The 20,964-nt window shown below is 40.6% G+C and carries 17 protein-coding genes; 8 read left to right on the top strand and 9 right to left on the bottom strand.

Features of this window, described 5'->3' with window-relative positions; all coding sequences use genetic code 11:
- Positions 1–73: 73 nt before the first annotated feature.
- The 9 genes from Q0P34_RS07235 to Q0P34_RS07195 form a co-directional block, all read right to left on the bottom strand.
- Complete coding sequence (locus Q0P34_RS07235) at positions 74–196, bottom strand: hypothetical protein (protein ID WP_294954956.1); 123 nt, start codon at positions 194–196, stop codon at positions 74–76.
- A 22-nt stretch (positions 197–218) separates the two neighbouring features.
- Complete coding sequence (locus Q0P34_RS07230; protein WP_294954954.1) at positions 219–587, bottom strand: hypothetical protein; 369 nt, start codon at positions 585–587, stop codon at positions 219–221.
- A gap of 130 nt (positions 588–717) precedes the next feature.
- Entirely contained in the window at positions 718–3,567 is a 2,850-nt protein-coding gene (locus tag Q0P34_RS07225; protein WP_294954953.1) for a S8 family serine peptidase, read from the bottom strand.
- Between the two features lie 216 nt (positions 3,568–3,783).
- Positions 3,784–5,862 carry a sodium-translocating pyrophosphatase gene (locus Q0P34_RS07220; protein ID WP_294954951.1) on the bottom strand — a complete coding sequence of 693 codons (2,079 nt, stop codon included), beginning with the start codon at positions 5,860–5,862 and terminating at the stop codon, positions 3,784–3,786.
- 116 nt (positions 5,863–5,978) lie between these two features.
- Positions 5,979–8,567 (bottom strand): DUF2339 domain-containing protein, encoded by a 2,589-nt coding sequence (locus Q0P34_RS07215; RefSeq protein ID WP_294954949.1) that lies wholly within the window; start codon positions 8,565–8,567, stop codon positions 5,979–5,981.
- Positions 8,551–9,585: a helix-turn-helix transcriptional regulator gene (locus Q0P34_RS07210; protein WP_294954947.1), complete on the bottom strand. Its 1,035-nt coding sequence runs from the start codon at positions 9,583–9,585 to the stop codon at positions 8,551–8,553. The genes Q0P34_RS07215 and Q0P34_RS07210 overlap by 17 nt, the downstream gene beginning before the upstream one ends.
- Positions 9,586–9,752: 167 nt before the next feature.
- On the bottom strand, positions 9,753–10,010 hold the full coding sequence (locus Q0P34_RS07205) for a hypothetical protein (protein ID WP_294954944.1): 258 nt from the start codon (positions 10,008–10,010) through the stop codon (positions 9,753–9,755).
- 119 nt (positions 10,011–10,129) lie between these two features.
- Positions 10,130–12,013, bottom strand: coding sequence for a nucleoside-diphosphate sugar epimerase/dehydratase (locus Q0P34_RS07200; RefSeq protein ID WP_294954941.1), 1,884 nt, complete (start codon positions 12,011–12,013; stop codon positions 10,130–10,132).
- A gap of 43 nt (positions 12,014–12,056) precedes the next feature.
- Positions 12,057–13,361 carry a CHAP domain-containing protein gene (locus Q0P34_RS07195; RefSeq protein WP_294954938.1) on the bottom strand — a complete coding sequence of 435 codons (1,305 nt, stop codon included), beginning with the start codon at positions 13,359–13,361 and terminating at the stop codon, positions 12,057–12,059.
- A gap of 225 nt (positions 13,362–13,586) precedes the next feature.
- Here Q0P34_RS07195 and Q0P34_RS07190 point away from each other — a divergent pair, with 225 nt between their 5' ends.
- From Q0P34_RS07190 to Q0P34_RS07155, 8 genes are all read left to right on the top strand, one after another.
- A complete protein-coding gene (locus tag Q0P34_RS07190) occupies positions 13,587–14,162 on the top strand; it encodes an ECF transporter S component (RefSeq protein WP_294954936.1) in 576 nt (191 codons plus the stop codon).
- 117 nt (positions 14,163–14,279) lie between these two features.
- Positions 14,280–15,053, top strand: coding sequence for a 23S rRNA (guanosine(2251)-2'-O)-methyltransferase RlmB (gene rlmB / locus Q0P34_RS07185; RefSeq protein ID WP_294954933.1), 774 nt, complete (start codon positions 14,280–14,282; stop codon positions 15,051–15,053).
- A gap of 8 nt (positions 15,054–15,061) precedes the next feature.
- Positions 15,062–17,509 (top strand): hypothetical protein, encoded by a 2,448-nt coding sequence (locus Q0P34_RS07180; protein WP_294954930.1) that lies wholly within the window; start codon positions 15,062–15,064, stop codon positions 17,507–17,509.
- A 70-nt stretch (positions 17,510–17,579) separates the two neighbouring features.
- Positions 17,580–18,428 carry a DegV family protein gene (locus Q0P34_RS07175; protein WP_294954928.1) on the top strand — a complete coding sequence of 283 codons (849 nt, stop codon included), beginning with the start codon at positions 17,580–17,582 and terminating at the stop codon, positions 18,426–18,428.
- Between the two features lie 45 nt (positions 18,429–18,473).
- Positions 18,474–19,319: an RluA family pseudouridine synthase gene (locus Q0P34_RS07170; RefSeq protein ID WP_294954925.1), complete on the top strand. Its 846-nt coding sequence runs from the start codon at positions 18,474–18,476 to the stop codon at positions 19,317–19,319.
- A gap of 47 nt (positions 19,320–19,366) precedes the next feature.
- On the top strand, positions 19,367–19,870 hold the full coding sequence (locus Q0P34_RS07165; RefSeq protein ID WP_294954923.1) for an S-ribosylhomocysteine lyase: 504 nt from the start codon (positions 19,367–19,369) through the stop codon (positions 19,868–19,870).
- A gap of 69 nt (positions 19,871–19,939) precedes the next feature.
- On the top strand, positions 19,940–20,140 hold the full coding sequence (locus tag Q0P34_RS07160; RefSeq protein ID WP_178667119.1) for a DUF1858 domain-containing protein: 201 nt from the start codon (positions 19,940–19,942) through the stop codon (positions 20,138–20,140).
- A 1-nt stretch (position 20,141) separates the two neighbouring features.
- Positions 20,142–20,693, top strand: a complete 552-nt coding sequence (locus Q0P34_RS07155) for a hypothetical protein (protein WP_294954919.1) — start codon at positions 20,142–20,144, stop codon at positions 20,691–20,693.
- Positions 20,694–20,964 lie beyond the last annotated feature (271 nt).

Genomic DNA, 20,964 nt, shown 5'->3' with positions numbered 1-20,964 from the left:
GTCAGCAGCCCGTTTCACGGTCTGCGTGTAGTTCCTTGTAAACTGACCTAAATTATATTTCTTACAAAGTAAATCATTTATATTTTCTAAATTCAATAACTACATCATCTTCCCTGAGTCTGTCAAAATACTTTTCTTGCTTTTTGTATTTTGAATTATCAAAAAGAGCTGTGATAATTAACTTAATAATACTCATTTTTCCTCCGTTAAGCCTCAAATCAATACCATTTGTTTATCCAACCGTCTTTATCAACAATGGCTTTTGCAGTAGTTTTAGGCTTGGTTGTATCGGTATTTGTTGTTGATGTGCTTATATCAGTAGCAGATATTGTTGTGCTTTCGGTTGTTGTAAATTCAACATCGGTATCCGGATAATTTACAGATGTTGTTTCCTCAAATTTTTTTGCGGTGGGTTTTGTAATTGCTTCTGTTGTCACAATATTATCTTTGCTGTCTGTTACAGTTTCTGTGCTTTCATTTATAGCAGAAGCAGTTGAGACGGTTTCACTACTGCTGTTTGCAGAACAGGAAACAAATATGCTAACTGTAACAACAATAATTGAAATAATAAGTAATTGCTTTTTCATTACGAGCCCCATGGAATATCTGTGTCCGGCTCATTGTCACCACCGACGCTTGTTGTTATTATATCTACTATCTTAAATTCTTCAATTGATATTTCCGGTTTAGTATATTTTTCTTTCATAATTAATCCTCCTAATTTAGTGAAAGTACGACTTGGTCTTTTATGCCCTGCTCTACCGATTCGTCGTTCAATACGGCATTTGCAACATTGCTGTAGCTTCTTGTAACAACAGGAGAATAGAAATACATTCCGTCAACGCAGGCGTATGCTCTGACGGACACCTTATCGTTAAGATGCTCTGTCGGAATATCGGTAAAAACAAGGTTAAACCTTGCAATGTCACCGTCAATGTCAACCTTGTTTGCTTTCTTTACGTAAACGTTGTTTTGCGATGCTCTTAAGTTCATATTTCTTTGGTATTCAATATCTCCGTCTGTAAATTCCAAAGGATCATACCTGTAAACAAATCCGTACTCAATTTCCGCCCCATAGCTTTCATAATCAAAGCTGATGTTACTGTTGTCAAATTCAAACCCAAATCTCAAGCCGTTGTCGCTTGTACGAATTTGACCGCCCTTGCCGATTGCTTTATAATCGGTTACTTTGTGAGTGTATTGCGACTCATCAATATCTGCAAGAAACGGCATATATTCCGGTCCCATAATAACACAGCTAAACTTTGACGGATTGTTTATGTAACCGTAAAGGCAGTTGTCACCGCAGTAAACGGTTATGTCGTGAGTGGGATTAACTTTGATAGATTTTGCAGATGGCACAAATACAAATTCAAGGCTGTCGCAAAAATCAAAATCATCTGTTGTAAAACGACTTAACATCGGTGCATAAAATTCCTTTAGATTTTCGCAGTTATAAAAAGTGTCGATTCCGAATTTTGTTGCCTTGCCCAAAACAATTTTTTCCGCCTTAGCATTTTCAAAGCATTTTTCCTGAAAAACGCCCTCCTCGCAATCGGGCAGAACTATCGATTTGAAATAGGAATCGGCAAATGCCCTTTGAAACACTCCCTTTACCTTGGGCAATACCAAATCCTGTGTTAACGAAATGCAGTTCTTAAAAGGCTCGTATTGCAGGTATATTACTTCGGGTATGTAAACGCTTGTCAAATCGGTGCAGTTTTCAAATCCGCTGTATATATTTTCGAGCTTTGGCATATTCACCGAGGTTATCGGGGTATTGTTAAACGCATAGTATTCATTTATTGCATTGGGGAAATCGGCTTTTTTAAGCTTAGTGCCCTCAAAGCAAAGATTTTCAAGCTTGGTTACACCGTTTGCAACAACAGATTCAACGTTAGTTCCTCTGAAGGCAGAGTTGCCTATTTTTGTAATCGAGTCAGGCATTACAACACTTGTGATATTCTTGTTGTAAAGAAAGATTTTTTTGTTTATTTCTGTCGGTGTAATTCCGTTAATGCTGTCGGGAACAACAATATCGGTGTTACTGCCGAGATAGTTTAGTACCTTACCGTTATCATTAATTACAAAATCGCTTTCGTTATTTTTCAAAATGTAATAATCAAGGGTGGTATACCTGCTGTGAAACGGTGTGCCTGCCTTTGCAAAGGCAACCGCAATTATTCTTGCCGTATCCGTAATTGCAATAGGCTCGGTGTATTTTGTACCGTTTGTTTTGGTAGGCAATGTTCCGTCTGTTGTGTAATAAATATCAACAAGTGTATTAGCACATTTCAGCTCTACGCTTATGTCATCACGGTACACCCCGCCCTGCAGGTTAGCAGTAACATCTTTGCACCTTGTACCGCTGATTATGTTTGAAAAATTAACAATACCCGCACCATACAAATAATCGGCTCCGTCTTTTTTGAACGGAGTGGCAGTAGCTATCAATTCCTCCTCCACCTGCTTTGGCGTATAGTTTTTATGCTCCATAAGAACTATTGCGGCTGCACCTGCAACCATAGGTGCGGAAAAGGAGGTTCCGTCAACAATATTGTATCTTCCGTTCATAGTTGAGGTATATACCAATTCACCCGGGGCACAAATGTCTGCCTGAATTCCGTAATTGGAAAACTTACTTGGATTACCTTGCTTATCAGTTGATCCTACAACAATTGCGTTTTCCATTCTTTCGGGAGTTCTCCAAATTTCATAGCCTTCATTTCCCGAAGCAATCGTAACCGATACACCCGCATCTATCAAATTATTTATCTGCTCCTCTAAGGCTTCGTTGGGACTTACAGATATTGAAAAATTGATAACATCGGGCTTTGATGATAGCTGATTTATATATTCACAAGCGGCAATAATACCCGATGATGTACCCGCTCCGTTCTTTCCCATAACCTTGTAGGCATGTATTTTTACGTTATCGGGAGTACTTTGTGCCACAACTCCCGCAACCATTGTTCCGTGCCCGTCATTATCAATTTCGTTATTTTTGATAACATCCGGACTGAAATTTGTATTGGTTCTGACTACCCTGTTTTTGAATAATTCGTGGTTGTAATTTATTCCGCTGTCAATTATTGCAACATCAACGGTTGGCTTAACCTTTAATTTGTAGTAATCTGCCGTTGCAAGTGCGTCTACGGACTCGTACGCCCAATCGTAATTTGTGTTGGATTCATAGGCGCTCGTTTCATACGCAGTTACTGTTGAATCATAATCAACAGTATATCCTAAATTCTCGTACTGTGCTTTAGCTATCTCGGCTGATTTGTCATCTGCATACTGCAAAAAAGCATATCCAAATCCATATACACTGTCAACAGCACCATATTCATCAATGTTACCGCTTGCCTTAACAATTAATCTGTCCTTAATTTCGGCATCATTGCAGGCAGTATTATAATCATCATAATCTGCACACAGCTCTGCAATCTTATTACCGGTTGAAACAATGCTTTGTAATTGCACTTCTTGAGCAATTACGCTATGACAAGGCGCAAGCACCGATATTGTCATCATTAATGATAATAACATACTGATTATTTTCTTCATAAAACCATCTCCTGTACCTAAAGAATATATTATCCTCATATATAAGTACCGAAAATGTAAAAATATATCGCAAAAAAATTCAAAAAATTACAAAACATTATGTCAATATGTCACAAATGCATAAAAAAGGACAGATAGCCTAAACTATCTGTCCTCAGACTGTCGATAAAGTGGACTGACTAAAGGGTGGCAACGCCACCCTTTAATTTTTGCATTTTAGAATATGTGATAATTTACAACTACTCCTGCGAACACGATGGATACCATTGAAAGAAGCTTGATTAAAATATTGATTGACGGACCTGATGTATCCTTAAACGGATCGCCTACCGTGTCACCGATTACGGCAGCCTTGTGAGCATCACTGCCCTTTCCTCCGTAGTTTCCGCTTTCGATATACTTCTTTGCATTATCCCAAGCGCCGCCTGCGTTAGCCATAAATATTGCCATCAAAAAGCCCGTTGCCGTTGCACCTGCAAGCATACCGATAACACCATTATATCCAAGAACAATACCGGTAACAATAGGCGTTACGATTGCAAGAATTGTCGGCAAAATCATTTCCTTAAGACTCGCCCTTGTGCAAATATCAACACAGCTTGCATAATCTGCCTCTGCTTCACCGGTCATAAGGCCCTTAATTTCCTTAAACTGTCTTCTAACCTCAACAACAATGCTCTGTGCGGCACGTCCGACAGAATTCATTGTAAGTGCGGCAAATACAAAAGGCAGGCAGGCACCGATAAACAAACCGACGAGAACCATTGGATTCATAATGCTGTCATTAATATGAACATCGGGATTAATGGATTTGATTTTTGAAATGTATGATGCAATAAGTGCAAGTGCCGTAAGTGCGGCAGAGCCGATTGCAAATCCCTTACCTGTTGCGGCAGTTGTGTTACCGAGCGAATCAAGAGCGTCTGTCTTTGTTCTGACATCCTCTTCAAGACCTGCCATTTCGGCTATACCGCCGGCATTGTCGGCAATAGGACCGTATGCGTCGGTTGCAAGTGTGATGCCTAATGTTGAAAGCATACCGACAGCGGCAAGTGCAATACCGTACAAACCTAAATTTCCATCAGTAAATCCGCCAGACGCACCAAATGCAACAAGGATTGCGATAGCAACAATTATTATAGGCAATGCAGTTGACATCATACCGAGACCGATACCGCCAATCATAATTGTAGCAGAGCCTGTAAGTGCCTTTGATGCAAGGTTCTTTGTAGGCTTATAGTTATCCGATGTAAAATACTCTGTAAAGAATCCAATCAACACACCTGCTATCAAGCCTGCAATAATTGCAAAGTAGAAGCCGATATACTCCTTGCCAAACACATATAAAACAAGAGGCAAAGCTGCAACAGCAATAAGCACGGCAGATGTATTTGTGCCACGTCTTAAAGCCTTAAGCAAGGTCGCTTGCTCTGTGCTTTCACCTGTTCTGACAAGAAACGAACCGATAATTGATGTGATAACACCGATAGCAGCCATAGCCATAGGAATAGCCATTGCCTTAAAATCACCAAATGCAACAACACCTAAGGCACAGGCAGAAATAATTGAGCTTACATATGATTCATACAAGTCAGCGCCCATACCTGCAACGTCACCAACATTGTCACCAACGTTATCTGCAATTACGGCAGGATTTCTCGGATCGTCCTCCGGAATGTCAGCCTCAACCTTTCCCACAAGGTCTGCACCGACATCAGCAGCCTTTGTATAAATGCCGCCGCCTACACGGGCAAACAATGCCATTGACGAAGCGCCCATACCAAAGGTTAACATAGTTGATGTTATTGTTGCGGCATCAAGCTTAAAGCCAAGCTTTAGTATAAAATACCAAATGGAAATATCAAGCAATCCAAGACCCACAACGGAAAAGCCCATAACAGAGCCTGCGGAAAACGCGATGTTAAGTCCCTTATTAAGACTGCTGCGACACGCGTTTGCAGTTCTTGCATTTGCTCTTGTTGCAATGTACATTCCAATGTAGCCCGACAATCCGCTGAAGAATCCACCTGTAATGAAAGCAAACGGAACAAACCATGTAAGAAGCTTCAGCGCAGCCATAATACTGAGTATTACGAACATTCCGCCAAAGAACAGCAACAGGATTTTGTACTGTCTGCTTAAATATGCAGTTGCACCCGAACGGATAGAGGCACTGATTTTTTTCATTTTTTCCGTACCCTCGTCAGCCCTCAAAACCTTTGAAGCCTTGCCACCTGCAAAAACAAGTGCAAGTATCGAGCCGATGAGCGTAAACAATGCTAAATAGTTTTCCATAGAATCACCTCGATTTTAGTTTATAACCTTACGGATAAAAAGTCAAACAAAACATTAATAAATTCTTTATAAAGCAACGGAGCCGTTCAAATCCCGAACCGCTCCGTTATATTATTCTATTCGGTTTTAACATTATTTTCCTGCTCGGTGATATTAAGCATATCAGCCTCAAGCTTTTTGCTAAAGCGCTGATAAAAATACGAAACCGCAATCAAAATTGCACCAAAAGCAAAGTATGATGCAATCTTCCAACCCGAATCAAGATGTGCCGTATCCACAAAGCAAAGCTTTGCAAATGCACACAGTATAAGCACTAATCCTCCCGAACGAACAACCGTATGCTGATTTTTGAATCCGAGGAAAAGCATAATGCACGCAACAGCAATATACAATGCACTAATGATAACATTTGAAAATTTAACATCAAACTGACTCATAATGGTTGCAGTTATCAGCATAAGCGATGATACCGAAATCACCATTGTGAACAGCCATGTAGGAGCCTTGAGGCGATTAATAACATCAAGTGCCGAAGCCGCAAGCAAAAGCTCCGCTCCGATATTCAGCACTATTAGCAACGCAATGTTTACAACAATCATAGGTTTACTGTCTATGTATTCTCCGAAATATGTAAACAAATCCTTATAGCTGCTATGTATATCTAAGCTTGCGAAAACTGCAAGGAACACCACCACCGATGACAAGTCGCTTACAATCATTGACACATCATTTTTAAGCACGCCAAACCTAACCGCAGTTGCGATACAAAGACCTGCCGCAACAATAACTGCACAATGGAAGAATCCCGAGCTTGCCGTAATATACGGACTTTCGGCAATGCAACCGTACAAATATTCGACAAAGCACAGTGTTGCAATACCGGATGCAACCTCTATCAGCATATATACAACAGACATTGCTTTTTCACTTGGATTTGAAGACAGACCTCTGACAGAGTAAATCCAAAAGGCAGACAATATAACACAAAATGAAATCAACTCGATTTGATTTGTTGAGCCTGCGGCAAACATATATCCCGCTCCCGCAGACATAAGCATACAGATTAAGCCTGCAAGCTCCGTCACAACAATACCCTTTTCCATTGCAATAAGAGCAAGCAATAATCCTTCTAATGCCCATGCGATGCCTGCATATTCTCTGCCAAATATCAGTGGAATTATGAACATGGAGAAAGCCAAGGCACTTATACATGTTATAGCTGTTACAGCATACGACTCTGCTCTTTTTTCCCTTACGGAAAAAGCAGAAAGCAAAACATAAATGGCTGTGAACGCAATAAACACATAGCCTACAATCCTGTTTGCGACAGCCTCCTGTGCAACACAATTATGAGCAGTAATACTAACGGATATTGCACCGCTGAGTGTATTCAAAGCAAGAAGCACAGTATCCAAGGCTTGCATAGGCTTGCGCCTTACAATCTTTGAGCCCGGCATCATAAGGAAGATTACAAATGATGCTATTGCGAAGGCAACCGCCAACGGCAAGGCATATCCGTAGCCTGCCAAATTGCGAACGGAATATGCGCACTTTGCCACACCGCCGATTGCAAGCAAATGCAATGCGTATCCAATGAACTGTGCAACATACCACCTTTTGTTGTATGTCATTGCAAAAAGTATTATGGCAAGCAAGCAAAAATATACGCTCGAAACAGGAAGGAATGTAACATCCGCCATAGCCTTGCCAAAGCCTACCATATAAAGTGCGACAACAGGCAAATATCCGCCTACTGCACCGAAGGCACAAACGACCTGGCTTTTCACCTGATTTGATATTGCAACGGCGATAGCTGTTATCAACACACAAATAATAAAGGTAACCTTTACATTGTACAAATCAAACGCAAAGTAGCAGGTTGCCGCGGCGGCATACAGGGTAGCCACACCGCCGCTGATAAGTGTTGTTGAAAACACTGTCTTTTCCTTTTTGTAGAATATTTCTCCGATGCCGATAAGGACAATGCCGAGAAGATAAATTACTCCACCCTTGAACACATCTGACATATGAACATAGGCAAACCTGCCAAGCATAATAATACCAACTATAAACAGCAATATGCCTGCCTTACCCAAAACGTTAAGGCCAATGAAGCTTTCAAGGCTTTTCTGCCTTAATGCCGTACGCTTTTCGGCATCTGTCAGCGGCTCATTCTTTATGCTTTCACCCATTGCAAAGTTAGTTTGCTTTGCATTATTTATCTGTTCGTTTTTATATGCTTCAAGCCTTATTCGTCTTTGTTGTGCCTCCTCACGCAGAGTATTCAGTTGATTTAATATATCGTTAAACTCATTATCCGAGTAACTCTCAATCACCTTAACGGTTGCATCAATGCTGGCAAGACAATTTTTTTCGTATTCATTAAGCTTACTGCCAACGCCCAATTCCTTTTTGTAATATGTTTTTTCAAGACGTTTTTGGGTACTGCTGAAAACAGAAAGCTTTTCATTTGCTAATTTTGTAAACAACGCAGATTTTGTTGAGTCAAGAGATTTTTTAAGGCTGTCATTTTCTGCCTTCAGGTTAGCCTCGTTTTTGGAAATTTCGTCTAACCTGAGCTTCAGCTGTTCGTTTTCCTTTGTTAGCTCGTCGGAATTGATGGCATTTGCCTCTGCCTTGAGTGAATTGAGCAAAGCCTGCTGCTCGTCAATCAGTTCATTAAGTCTGTTATTTTTCAATGACATATGTGCTCAACTCCTTTCCGACAGAATAGGCCGAAGCCGTTGCGTAATCGTAAAAATAGACATTGTTTTTGTCGTCAACAAAAAACTCTCCTAATGAAAGAGCCGTCATGGAGCTCGGTTCATCATTGTTGTAATCAAACGTAACCGTGACTTTAAGTGATTTCCTGCCTGCATAATACTGCACTGTCGTTTTGTCAACAGGTTCGCCCTTATCAGCATAGAATTTACAGAATGATTTTATGAATTCCTGTCCCACAGAAAAATCCTTATCATAATAATCCGCATTGAGACTGTCAATATCCGCAATGAACTCGTTTTCAAAAAACAGATTGATACAATAGATATTTTTTTCGGTTATAATATCACGGCTTACAGAAGAATCAATATAGTTATATTCCTTTTTACCGACGGAAAGCGAAATAATGTTAACATCGGGATTGCAACGTACAATCACCGTTTGACTGTTACCCGACTTATCATAGTATTCAGCATATTTCTCATCAAAAAAGAATGACTGCATAGTTTCCTGCTTAATAACTAACTGCTGAAAATCGTCAGGTGCAACAAAGGTTTTATCGGCAAATTCGATTTTTGTTCCTGCCTCGCCCGCATCCTTTACATTAGAATTTGTGCTGTCACCGGCACCAAAGCATATAGCTACTACTGCGCAGGCAATTATACCCACTATACACAAGGCAACGGCAACAAAGAAAGAACGTTTTTTCTTTTTGTTAATCATATCGAGTTTAAGCGAAAGCTCGGCATTTTCGCCCTTTAATCTTTCAAGCTCCTCAGTATTATCCTGTACGGCATATTCACAGCCTATAAGCTCGTTACCGTCTATACCGAGAATTTCCGCAAGGCTAAGCATTGTTGACATCTTTGGCATGGACTCGCCGTTTTCCCACTTTGAAACAGCCTTGTTGGAAACGCCGAGCATTTCGCCAAGCTGCTTTTGAGAAAGTCCCTTTTGGCGTCTTAATTCAACAATTCTCCGGGCAAATTCATAATTATCCATTTTGCTACCTCCCTTTTAATTCAATAATGCCATAACCGCAGTCTAAAATCAATATCAATCCCTATATATATACATAAAATTAACTCCACTATCGGTTCAATAAGAAAAAAACAGCGAGTATAAGCCTGTCCGTGCAAGGAACACTTAACTCGCTGTTTTATTTTTACTCAGAACAGTTTTATCTGGGCAGACTTGAGATCAACCTCTGTGTATTCTATTACATCAAGAAGCTCAAGAAATTTTTTGTTGTCAGCCGCATTAAGGCTGATTTCCAAATTTTTACCGTCATTCATATAGATAGAATATCTATACGGTGTAGGCGACATCATATTAACATTTATGCCTCTTTTGTAAATTCTGCTGATGTTTTCCGTATTAACGATAACCTCATCATTTGCCGTTACCTTACCAAGATTAATATACATAAGCCATCTCCGACGAAATCATACCTTCGCCGTCTCCCTTTTAATTATTATGCAAAATCACTCTGCAATATTTATGGTATCACACAAATCGATTCAAGTCAAAGAAAATATATCCTGTTTTAATTATTTGAAGGATTATAATTTGGAACAACAGTCATAAGCCTTTCGCGGACATTTGAATCGTCAACGCCTCTCAAAAGCTCAAGCCAACCCTCAACCGTTGCAGAATCAATAACCATAGGCTGATTTACAAAAATCTTTTCGTGATGGGTTTTGCTTCTCGTTTCCAATTCCTCCGACATTGAAAGCTCCTCATATAGTTTTTCGCCCGGACGAAGTCCTGTTATTTCAATAGGTATTTCTTTCTCCGTAAAGCCTGAAAGGCGAATAAGATTTTTCGCCAAATCCATGATCTTTACGGGCTCGCCCATATCAAGAACAAACACCTCGCCGCCCTCGGCAAGTCCGCCTGCCTGACAAACAAGCTGTGCGGCCTCCGGAATAGTCATAAAATATCTTGTAATATCCTGATGTGTAACCTTGACCGGTCCGCCGTTGGCAATCTGTTCCTTAAAGATCGGCACAACAGAGCCGTGAGAGCCAAGAACATTGCCAAAGCGTACTGCGGCATATTTTGTGTTTTCGCTTTTTGTGTTCATATACTGAACTATTATTTCCGTAATTCGTTTGGTGCAACCCATAACGTTTGTAGGGTTAACGGCCTTGTCGGTAGAAAGGGTAACCATCTTATTAACCTTGTATTCGTCGGCAATAACCGCAACATTGTATGTACCGAAAACATTATTCTTTACCGCCTCGCAAGGACTGTCCTCCATAAGAGGAACATGCTTATGAGCCGCCGCGTGAAAGATAACATCGGGATGGAATTCCTCCATTATCTCACGAAGCCTGTTAATATCTCTTACCGAGCCTATACGAACATCAATGTCAAAATCATCATTGTATTTTTCCTTTAGATGATTTTGAAGTTCAAATGCACAGTTTTCGTATATATCGAAAATAATTATTCTTTTTGGATTATATCTTGCAACCTGATTGCAAATCTCCGAACCGATTGAACCGCCTCCGCCTGTTACCAAAACAGTTGAGCCGATAAGATATCTGCATGTCTTTTTGTTAAGAGTAACCTCTGGACGCGACAAAAGGTCGGCAATATCAACATCACGAATTCTTTTTATTTCGCTTTTTTCAAACATTTCCTCCTGCGACGGACTGATTTTAACATCGCAGTCGGTAGTCATTGCAATAGAAAGAATTTCTTTTTTTCTTTTTTCCGAAGCAGACGGCAGACAAAGAATAATGGTATCTATCCTGTATTTTTCTGCTACGCACGGTATAGAGTCACAGTTGCCGACAATCTTAATGCCCTGTATTTTTTTATTGAGCTTGGCAGGATTATCATCAATAGCAACCACAGGACGTCCTTTTATAAACTTATCGTTTTTAAGCATATCAATAACGAAATTGCCCATAAAGCCTGCGCCGACAATCATTATCCTCTTATTCTTTGAGCTTTTGCTCACAATCAATTCGGGGAAAACACGCAATGCCCTATATGCAAGACGTATACCTGCAATAGAGAAGCTGAAAAAAATCCAAAAAAGGAAATACCCATACAAAGGCATTTTATCAGGCAGTGACAAAACCAATCCAAATAGTACCTTGTCGACAACAAACATAATTAAAACTATCACCGCCGACGCACATACACTTTTGATTATTTCATCAATACCGGCATAACGCCATATGCTGTTATACAGTCCAAAGCCGTAAATCACAAAAAATGATATTATCATAAACAAAAGCATATGTTCATTTGAACTTACTAAATTGGAAAAGCTGCTGTCCAAAGGTGACCTTCCTGCCACAATATAGCATGCCATGTATCCCGAAAGGATAAGACATGCAATATCAAGCAAAACTATTACAGCTTTTTTTATTAAGACCTCAAGTCTTGTCCTTTTGAATTCCCTTGTACTCATAGGCTCTATCCTCCCTATAAAAGCGAATAACCTTCTTCAAAGATTAATCATCGCTTTCGTTTTTGTTTCTCTTTTTTCTTTCAACTGCTTTTCTGATTCCGAATGCCGAAAGCCCTATGATAACGGTTGCCCCGGCTATAATAACCGGAACCAAATAATACTCATCATTGTCCTTTAGTTTATTTATGTTAATGCCAATCTCGTAAAGCCTTTGCTCCTTTGTTTTTTCCGTATTAACAGGAGCCTTTGTGATTTCCTCAACATAATCATTGGCTGTTTTTTGCTTTGTTACCTCAACAGAAACAGAGGTAACGGTAAAATCACATTGCTTATATATTTCGTCATTTGCGCAGACAACAACGGTTGCCGTGCCCTCGCCTATAGCCTTAATCTCGCCGCCCTGCTCGATTTGGATAATGCCCTCCTCGTCACAGAAGTATCCTACAACTGCAGTTGAATTAAGAGGCTCAAGGGTGTACCCGAGCTTTACGCTGTCACCAACCTGAAGCTCTGTTGTTGAGGCATTGAGTACCATATCGGTAGCCATAACGTTTTTCGCCTGAGTAGTGGTTGTTGTAGTAGTCTGCGTTGTTGTGGGCTTCTTTGTTGTTGAAGCTGTCGTGGACTGCTTTGTTGTAGCCTTTGCAGTAGTTGTCTTTTTGGCAGTTGTCTTTTTGGCAATTGTCTTTTTGGCAGTAGTTTTCTTTTTGGTAGTGGTAACCTTTTTGGTTGTGGTAACTTTCTTGGTTGTAGTTTGAGCAGAGGAGCCACCCTTTGCCAAGGAAGAATAATCAGGATTTCCGTATCCCATAATGGCAGAAATATTGTTATACGGCTTTGAGCCGGTTTTGGTATATTTTCTTGCCTTAACCTTACCTGAGCAGTTGCCCTCTATTGTATACACGGTACTGCCGTCTATGTAATCAACCAATCCTACGTGCTGGCTTGAGCCGTTACCGGACCAATCAAAAAATACCAAATCACCTTTTTTAGGGGTGTATCCCGAGCTGGGAGTATGGTACCTGCCTTTATTTTTGTACCAGCTTATCATAGAATTGCAGTTTCCTCCGCTCGGCACAATCTTTTTGTACATTTGAGCACCAAGCTCATTGCCCGCCTTGTTGAAGCACCAAAGCACAAATGTTGTGCACCATGCACCCTGGTAACCGTACCATTCGCCGTATTTACTGTATGAGCTGCTCCCCTTATATCCAACCTCATTATCGGCAACAGAAAGCACCTTGTTTTGCATTTCGCTGACGGTAGCGGCATTGGCAGTAATGCCAAAAGGCAACAATATAATCAGTGTTACCAAAGCAACCGACATACATCTTCGTAAAAATTTCATAATATCTCCACGTTTTTTGTCATAATACTTCTATCATATAATAACATTTATTAAACAATAAATCAACATTCATTTACATATTTCCAAAATTAGTGTTGCTTTTTTCGGGCAGTAGGAATATAATATCATCGCATTGTATCCGATGAGAAAAACAAATTCTCGGGCAGTGCCGATTTAGTGTTTTGTCGGCTTGCTTAGGAACAGTAGCAGAAAGGAAAATTAAATATGAAAACAAAAACACAAAAGGTAGTAGGAATGGGACTGTTTACTGCCATCATCGTTGCTTTGCAAATGCTTGCATCAGCAATTAAATTCGGTCCGTTTTCAATCACTCTTGTACTCGCCCCCATCGTTATCGGTGCGGCACTTTACGGTATAGGCGCAGGTGCGTGGCTTGGCCTGACATTCGGTGTAACGGTGCTCATCAGCGGTGATGCAGCGGCATTTTTAACTATCAACCCTATTGGTACTGTTCTTACGGTTATTGCAAAGGGTATGGTTGCAGGTATTGTTGCCGCAGTGATTTACAAGGCAATTGAAAAGAAAAACAAAACCGTTGCGGTTGTTGCGGCGGGTATAGCCTGTCCGATAGTGAACACAGGCATATTCCTCATCGGCTGTTACCTATTTTTCCAGGAATGGCTGATAACAGTTTTCGGAACAACGGGCTTTGCAACAGTTATTACAGGCCTTGTATCCGTAAACTTTGCTGTCGAGCTCGGCATCAATATGCTTTTGGCATCGGTAATTGTAAGGATTATCGACCTGGGCAAAAAACAGCTCGCAAAGAAAAACGCATAACTCAAAAACAAAACAAATTACAACTCTGATTTTGTGAGGTCAGGGTTGTATTTTTTTATTGTATAAAAAGCAGAAAAATGATATAATATCTTTAATATTACGAATTATGGTGAAAAAATGAAAAAGGATGCACAAAAGCAAAAGGATTACAAAACAAACGATAATCTTGTTATAGGACGAAATGCAGTAACAGAGCTGCTCAAAAGCGACCGAGAGGTAGAAAATGTTTTGGTTGCAAAGGGTGAACGCGAGGGTTCAATCAACAGAATCCTTGCACTGTGCAACGAAAAGAAAATTGTTGTAAAAAATGTTGACAGAAAAAAGCTTGACTTTTTAGCACCAAACGGTAATCATCAGGGCGTTGTTGCGAATGTTCCTGCACACGAATACAGCACGGTTGACGAAATAATAGACTATGCAAATGAAAAGGGCGAGGCTCCGTTCATCATTATGTGTGACGAAATCGAGGACAGCCACAACCTTGGTGCAATCATACGTACGGCTGAGGCTTGCGGTGCTCACGGCATCATTATTCCAAAGCGAAGAAATGTGGGATTAAACTATATTGTTGCAAAAACAAGCTGCGGCGCACTTGAATATATGAAGGTTGCAAGGGTTACAAATCTTGCACAAACCATTGACGAATTAAAGAAAAAGAATATTTGGGTTTATGCAGCGGATATGGACGGTCAACGCTGGGACAAAACAGATTTTTCAGGCGGTGCGTGTCTTGTTGTCGGCAACGAAGGAAGCGGTGTAGGCAGACTGATAAAGGAAAAATGCGATGTAACGGTAAGCCTGCCTATGCTTGGCAAGGTTAACAGCCTCAATGCATCTGTTGCGGCAGGAATTCTTATGTATGAAATAGCAAGACAACGACTTGATAATTAGGAGATACAATGAGCGACAACAATCTTTCTATTGATGAAATCATAAAAAAAGCAGAGCAAATCAAGGCTCAGGCGGAAAAGCAGCTTATGGACGCTCAAAAAAACCTTGACGAGATGGCAAAATCTGCAATAAACGAGGTTACGGTTGACAGCGACGCAGTTATAAAAAAGGTTGAGGAGCTAAGCAATGAGGAAGACGACATTAAAGAGTATAATCCCGTAAAAAATACAGCCGGGCAGGACAAGACAAAAACCGTACGCATCAGCTTCGACAAAAAGACGGACAAGACAGTTGCCTTCAAAAAATTCGGCTCCGGCAACGAACAACCCGTCAGCACCGACAATTCGGATGACGATGACATAAAAATTGCGAACAGCATAGGCTCTGAAGGTGAGGATGATATTTTTGAGCATCCTATTATTCCGAATGAAAAAACAAAGCCTGTTGTACTTTCTACAAACAATGAAAGCTCATCAGATTTTTTTCAAGAGGTTCCTACCATAGTTGCAAGAGAAAGCCTCGGCGAATATCTTGACGGCTCAAGCAATAATGATGATGAAGATATATGTATTCAAATGTGCTTTGACGGCTTTGACGATACCATCGAGGAGGTACCTACCATTGATGAGGCCGTTGCCGAGCAAATCCTCATTGAGCAACGAAAGGAAAAAATTAACAAATTCCGTTTGTTCGGACCTGACGAAACCGATGAAGAATTAGGCGACGAGGAATTTGAAGAGAGGGACTACAAGGCAAAGGAGGACAGACAGAGCATTCTCACAAGGCTTTTGAAAAAGAAGTCTGTCATAGGTGTGCAAATGATAACCTCAATTGCACTGTTCACTCTATTGCTTTTGATGACAGTTTTCAAAGGCACGGAATATCTTCCTCTTGCCATTGCTGAAAACAGCAAATTCTTCACAGTCGGCTGTGTACTGATGTTTTTGACGGTAATTACTAACCTGAACATTTTTTTACACGGCTTTAACATCAAAAAAGGAATAAACACGGATTTTCCTGTTTCCGTTCTGACTCTTGCGGTGCTCGGACAATCTCTTGCATTTGCAATCAACAGCGACCTATGGATGAACAACGGCGTCTTTTTAGGCTCCGCACTTGCGTTTGCATACATTTTTTCATTACTCGGCAAGAGGCAGATACTTGTAAGAATAATTGACAATTTTGATTTTATCATAAACAGCGGTGAAACCTACTGTCTTGAAAACATAGCAAACGCACTTGATGTAAAGGTGCTGGGCAGGGATAATCTCGACGAGGAAGACCCTATAATAAAAACAAGCGTAAAAACAGACATTCCCACAAATTTTATGGAAATCAGCTGTAAAAGTGACCCGTCTGACAAAACAGTGAAAATCCTATATCCGATTACAGTGCTGTTAAGTGCCGTTTTGCTTATTGCGGTTGGACTGCTTGACAACTGGGGTACAGGTGTAAACATAGCTATTGCCGCACTTACCATATCCACACCTGTTTCACTGCTTTACGCAATGAACACCATACTTTCCGATATTTCGGCAGAGCTTGACAAATACGGTGCGAGAGTTTGCGGATTTGAAGGAGCACAAATGGCGGCAGGCACAAACGCAGTTGTACTTGAAGCGGCAAATCTTTTCGGCACACACGGATGCGACCTGCACGGCATTAAGGTTTTTAACAAAACAAAAATTGACGATGCAATCATTTATGCTGCGGCAGTCATCATCAAAACAAAGAGTCCGCTTGCTCACGTATTTGACGACGTTATAATAGGCAAAAAAAGTATTCTGCCAAAGGTTGACAATGTTCAATACGAGGAGCAAATGGGCACATCTGCCTGGGTGTATCAAAAGAAGGTGCTTGTAGGCAACAGAAATCTTTTGATAAATCATGGCGTCAGCGTACCGAAAATCAGCTTTGAGCAAAAGTTCACAAGACGAAACAGGAAGGCATTATATCTTGCCGTTGACGGCAAAATTATGGCAATGTTTATCGTATCATACAGTGCCGATCCTAACCTCAAGCGTGAACTTAAAAAGCTTGAAAAAACAGACATTACGCTTATAGTAAAAAGCAACGACCCTTATATCAACGAGGAAAGCATAGCAAACCTTTTCGACCTTCCACGAGGCTACATAAAGGTTATGAACCGACAGGCGTCAAGAGTGTTTGAAAAATATTCCGATATGCAGGTTGAAAAATCTCCTGCCTATGTTGTACACAACGGTACGGCAAAGGGGCTTATTTCGGCAATGCGAGGTGCTCTTACGGTTGTAAGCACAAAAAATTCGGTCAGCTTTTTAACATGCTTTGGCTGTATACTCGGATTGGTTACGGTTGCAGGATTGGCTCTTATGCAATGGTACAGCCAGATTACCTGCACTGCCATCATAGGCTGTCAGGCGATATGGACTACTTTTACCGTAATAGTGTCAAAGCTTCGCAAAATAGGATTTTAGTAATCCTTGACAACATAAGTAATAAATGTTTATAATGTAGATAATAAATTCAGAAAAAGGGTAAGTATATATGAGCTTTAGAATTGTAGCAGACAGCTGCTGTGACAGAACACAACAGATGAAGGATTGGACAAATATTACCTTTGTTCCATTGACCCTTTCTATCGATGACCACACCATACTTGATGATGAAAGCTTTGATCAAGAGGATTTCATCAGAAGAACCCGTGAATCAAAGAATGTGGGAAAATCTGCCTGTCCTGCTCCGGACGCCTTTGCCGCTGCAATGGATTGCGACGAAGACGACATCTACGTTATAACAATAACGGATAAGCTTTCAGGTACCTACAACAGTGCATTGCAGGGCAAAATGCTATACGAAGAGGAGCACAGCGGTAAAAACATTCATGTGTTCAATTCCCTTGCCACCTCCGGACTTGAAAGCCTCGTTGCCGAAAAAATCACAGAGCTTGGAAACAGCGGTGCCGATTTCAACACAATAGTTGAAACGGTCGAGGATTATATTCTTAATCATACTGCCCTTTTCTTCAATCTTGAATCGTTTGATGCACTTAACAAAAACGGCAGGCTCTATGCCATGGCTGCAACTATTTTGAAAAAGCTAAAGCTCAAGCTTGTATGTGAAAGAACACAGGAGGGCTCCGTAAAGCTTTCTGCACAGGAATTCAACAGTGCCAGAGCAATAACCAAGCTTGCAAGCATTGTTATCAACGAGGTAAAGGACAACATACAGGAGCAAAGAGTTATCATTTCGCATGTTTGCTGTGAGGAAAAAGCAAACGCAGTTGCTCAAAAGCTTAAGGATGCAGGCTTCGGCTCTGTTGAGGTTATCAGAGCAAGCGGTCTTAATTCGCTGTATGCGGCAGACGGCGGTTTAATCATTTCACTTACAAAATAAATCACTCTATCCCCTGCTGATTATCGGCAGGGATATTTTTTGACTATGAGAACAATTAACTTTAACATTACGTCAGATGACGACAACAAGCAAATCAAGCAATATCTTAAAGAATTCGGGGTGTCGTCATCGCTTCTTACAAAGCTAAAGCACACCGAAAACGGAATAACAGTTAACGGTGCTTTTGCAAAAGCCATTGACGAATTGCACAACGGTGATTTGCTGACTGTCAATATAACGGACTCCGGCTCGATGCACCGTCCTGCAAAAATGGATATAGAAATTCCGTATGAGGATGAGGACATAATTGTACTAAACAAGCCACCTTTTGTACCGGTGCACGAAAGCAGGAACCATATCGGCGACACCCTGTCAAACTTCGTAGCTTACCACTGCTCACAAGACATAGCATTTAGGGCAGTTTTCAGGCTTGACCGAGATACAAGCGGTCTTGTGCTTGTTGCAAAAAATGAGCTTGCGGCTGCAAAGCTTGCAGGGAAAATAAAAAAGGACTACTATGCAGTTGTTGCAGGAGAAATTATAAACGACGGTGTAATAGACGCACCGATTGCCCGCTGCGGCGACAGTATAATAAAACGTATGGTTGACAGTAACGGAGAAAGGGCAGTAACCGAATACTATCCTATCAAATCAGACGGTTGTTCAACTCTTGTGCGCTTCAATTTACAAACAGGACGAACACATCAAATCCGAGTTCATATGGAGCATATAGGTCATCCTCTGCTGGGTGACAGCCTTTACGGCGGTGACTGTACAAAAATCAACCGTCAGGCGCTTCATTGCAAGGACATTTACTTCGTTCATCCTATTACCGAAAAGCAGATGCACATATCATGCGATTTTCCCGAAGATATAAAAGGTTTGATATAAATGGGCTGATATGATATAATATAATCACAGAATACGGAGGAATAATTATGAAGCTTAATCCAAGTGCCGATATAGATTACAACATCTTAAATGCGGGTATTTATCTTTACAAAATTAATGACGACCTTACAACATACGATATAAGAATGAAAGCGCCAAACAAAGAGCAGGTGCTTACAAATTCTGCCATTCATACAATAGAGCATATTGCAGGCAAATATCTTGAAAAAACAGAATTTGCAGACAATATTGTTTTCTTTGGACCTATGGGCAGCAGGACAGGCTTTTACCTGATTACAAAAAGCCTGAGCGACAATTATTCAATAGAACTAATCAAAAGTCTTTTTGGATATATTGCGGAATTTTGGGGCAGAATACCAAATGCATCTCCAAACGAGTGCGGCAACTGTCTTGAGCATAATCTTCCACAGGCAAAGGAGGAGGCAAAGCACTTCCTTAACGTAATAAAGGATTGGTCAAAGGATATGCTTGCTTACCCTGTTGCTACTGTTGAAGATGAGGACGAAAGCGAGCACGAAAACGAAGAATAATACTGTTGACTGAGAATAGCTCTTGTGATAGTATAATATAACAAAAATAACCGAAAGGAAGCTTTTAATATGGAAATTACCAAGCAAACAACAATGGGCGAAATGATTGAGTATGACAGAGGTATCGCCGTAATTCTTATGGAGGCAGGTATGCACTGCGTGGGCTGTCCTGCATCAATAGGAGAAACACTTGAGGAGGCTTGCCAGGTACACGGTTTAGATGCCGACACCGTTCTCAAAAACATTCAGGACTACTTGGCTGAAAAATAATATGAACAGAAAAAAGACATTGCGGATAATTATCGCAATTTTGGCTATTGCACTTGCCTGCATTTTGCCATTCATTTTTGCAAACAACAAGGATAAACCGCAGGAGGCACCGACAACAGAAGCTCAAACACAGGCAACAAGCACTCCTGCATTGCCGACAGTTGAGGAAAGCTCGCTGAACGAATTGCCTTCCACAACTCAAAAGAAAAATCCTTTGGCATCAATCGTAGGAAAATGCTGGTTCTTGTACAACAAGGATGAAAATTCCTGCTATGCATTTTTGATAAAGGATGACGGCAACGCAGACATTGCATATTTCGGTGCCGAAACGCTTGACGGGCTTGATGCGCAATATTCAACAGGATATTCTGTTTACACGGCTTCTGACAGCAGTTTAACCTTTAAGGATATGCCTGACAACTTTCCTATCTCGTCATTTACATTTGACATAAAGGATGACAGGCTTTTCTATAACGGTACAGAGCTTAAGCCTTATGACGAAATCAGCCTTAAAAATGCACTGAAGCATTATTCCGATTCCGTAAATAAATAAACAACAAACCCTTAAATCGTATCAATGCGATCTAAGGGTTATTTTTTATTCCAATATTACAGTTGTAATTGAGCGAGCAGGTATTTCAATGCTGCTCTTTGCAGTGCCGTTATACACCTGTCTTAATTCGTCATCACTTACAGATGTGATGATTTGCATTTTTGAATGAGCCGAGTTAATTTTAAGTACCTGCTCATTGCCTTCGTTAACCGCTACTACTCACAAACCTCTTCACCAAAACTCTTTACATCTCTAATATAGAACTCTATCT

Source organism: uncultured Eubacterium sp., from assembly GCF_945980375.1.
GTDB lineage: Bacteria > Bacillota > Clostridia > Oscillospirales > Acutalibacteraceae > Eubacterium_R.
The sequence above is the reverse complement of the archived record's forward strand: the minus strand, read 5'-3'. Positions and strand labels throughout refer to the sequence as shown.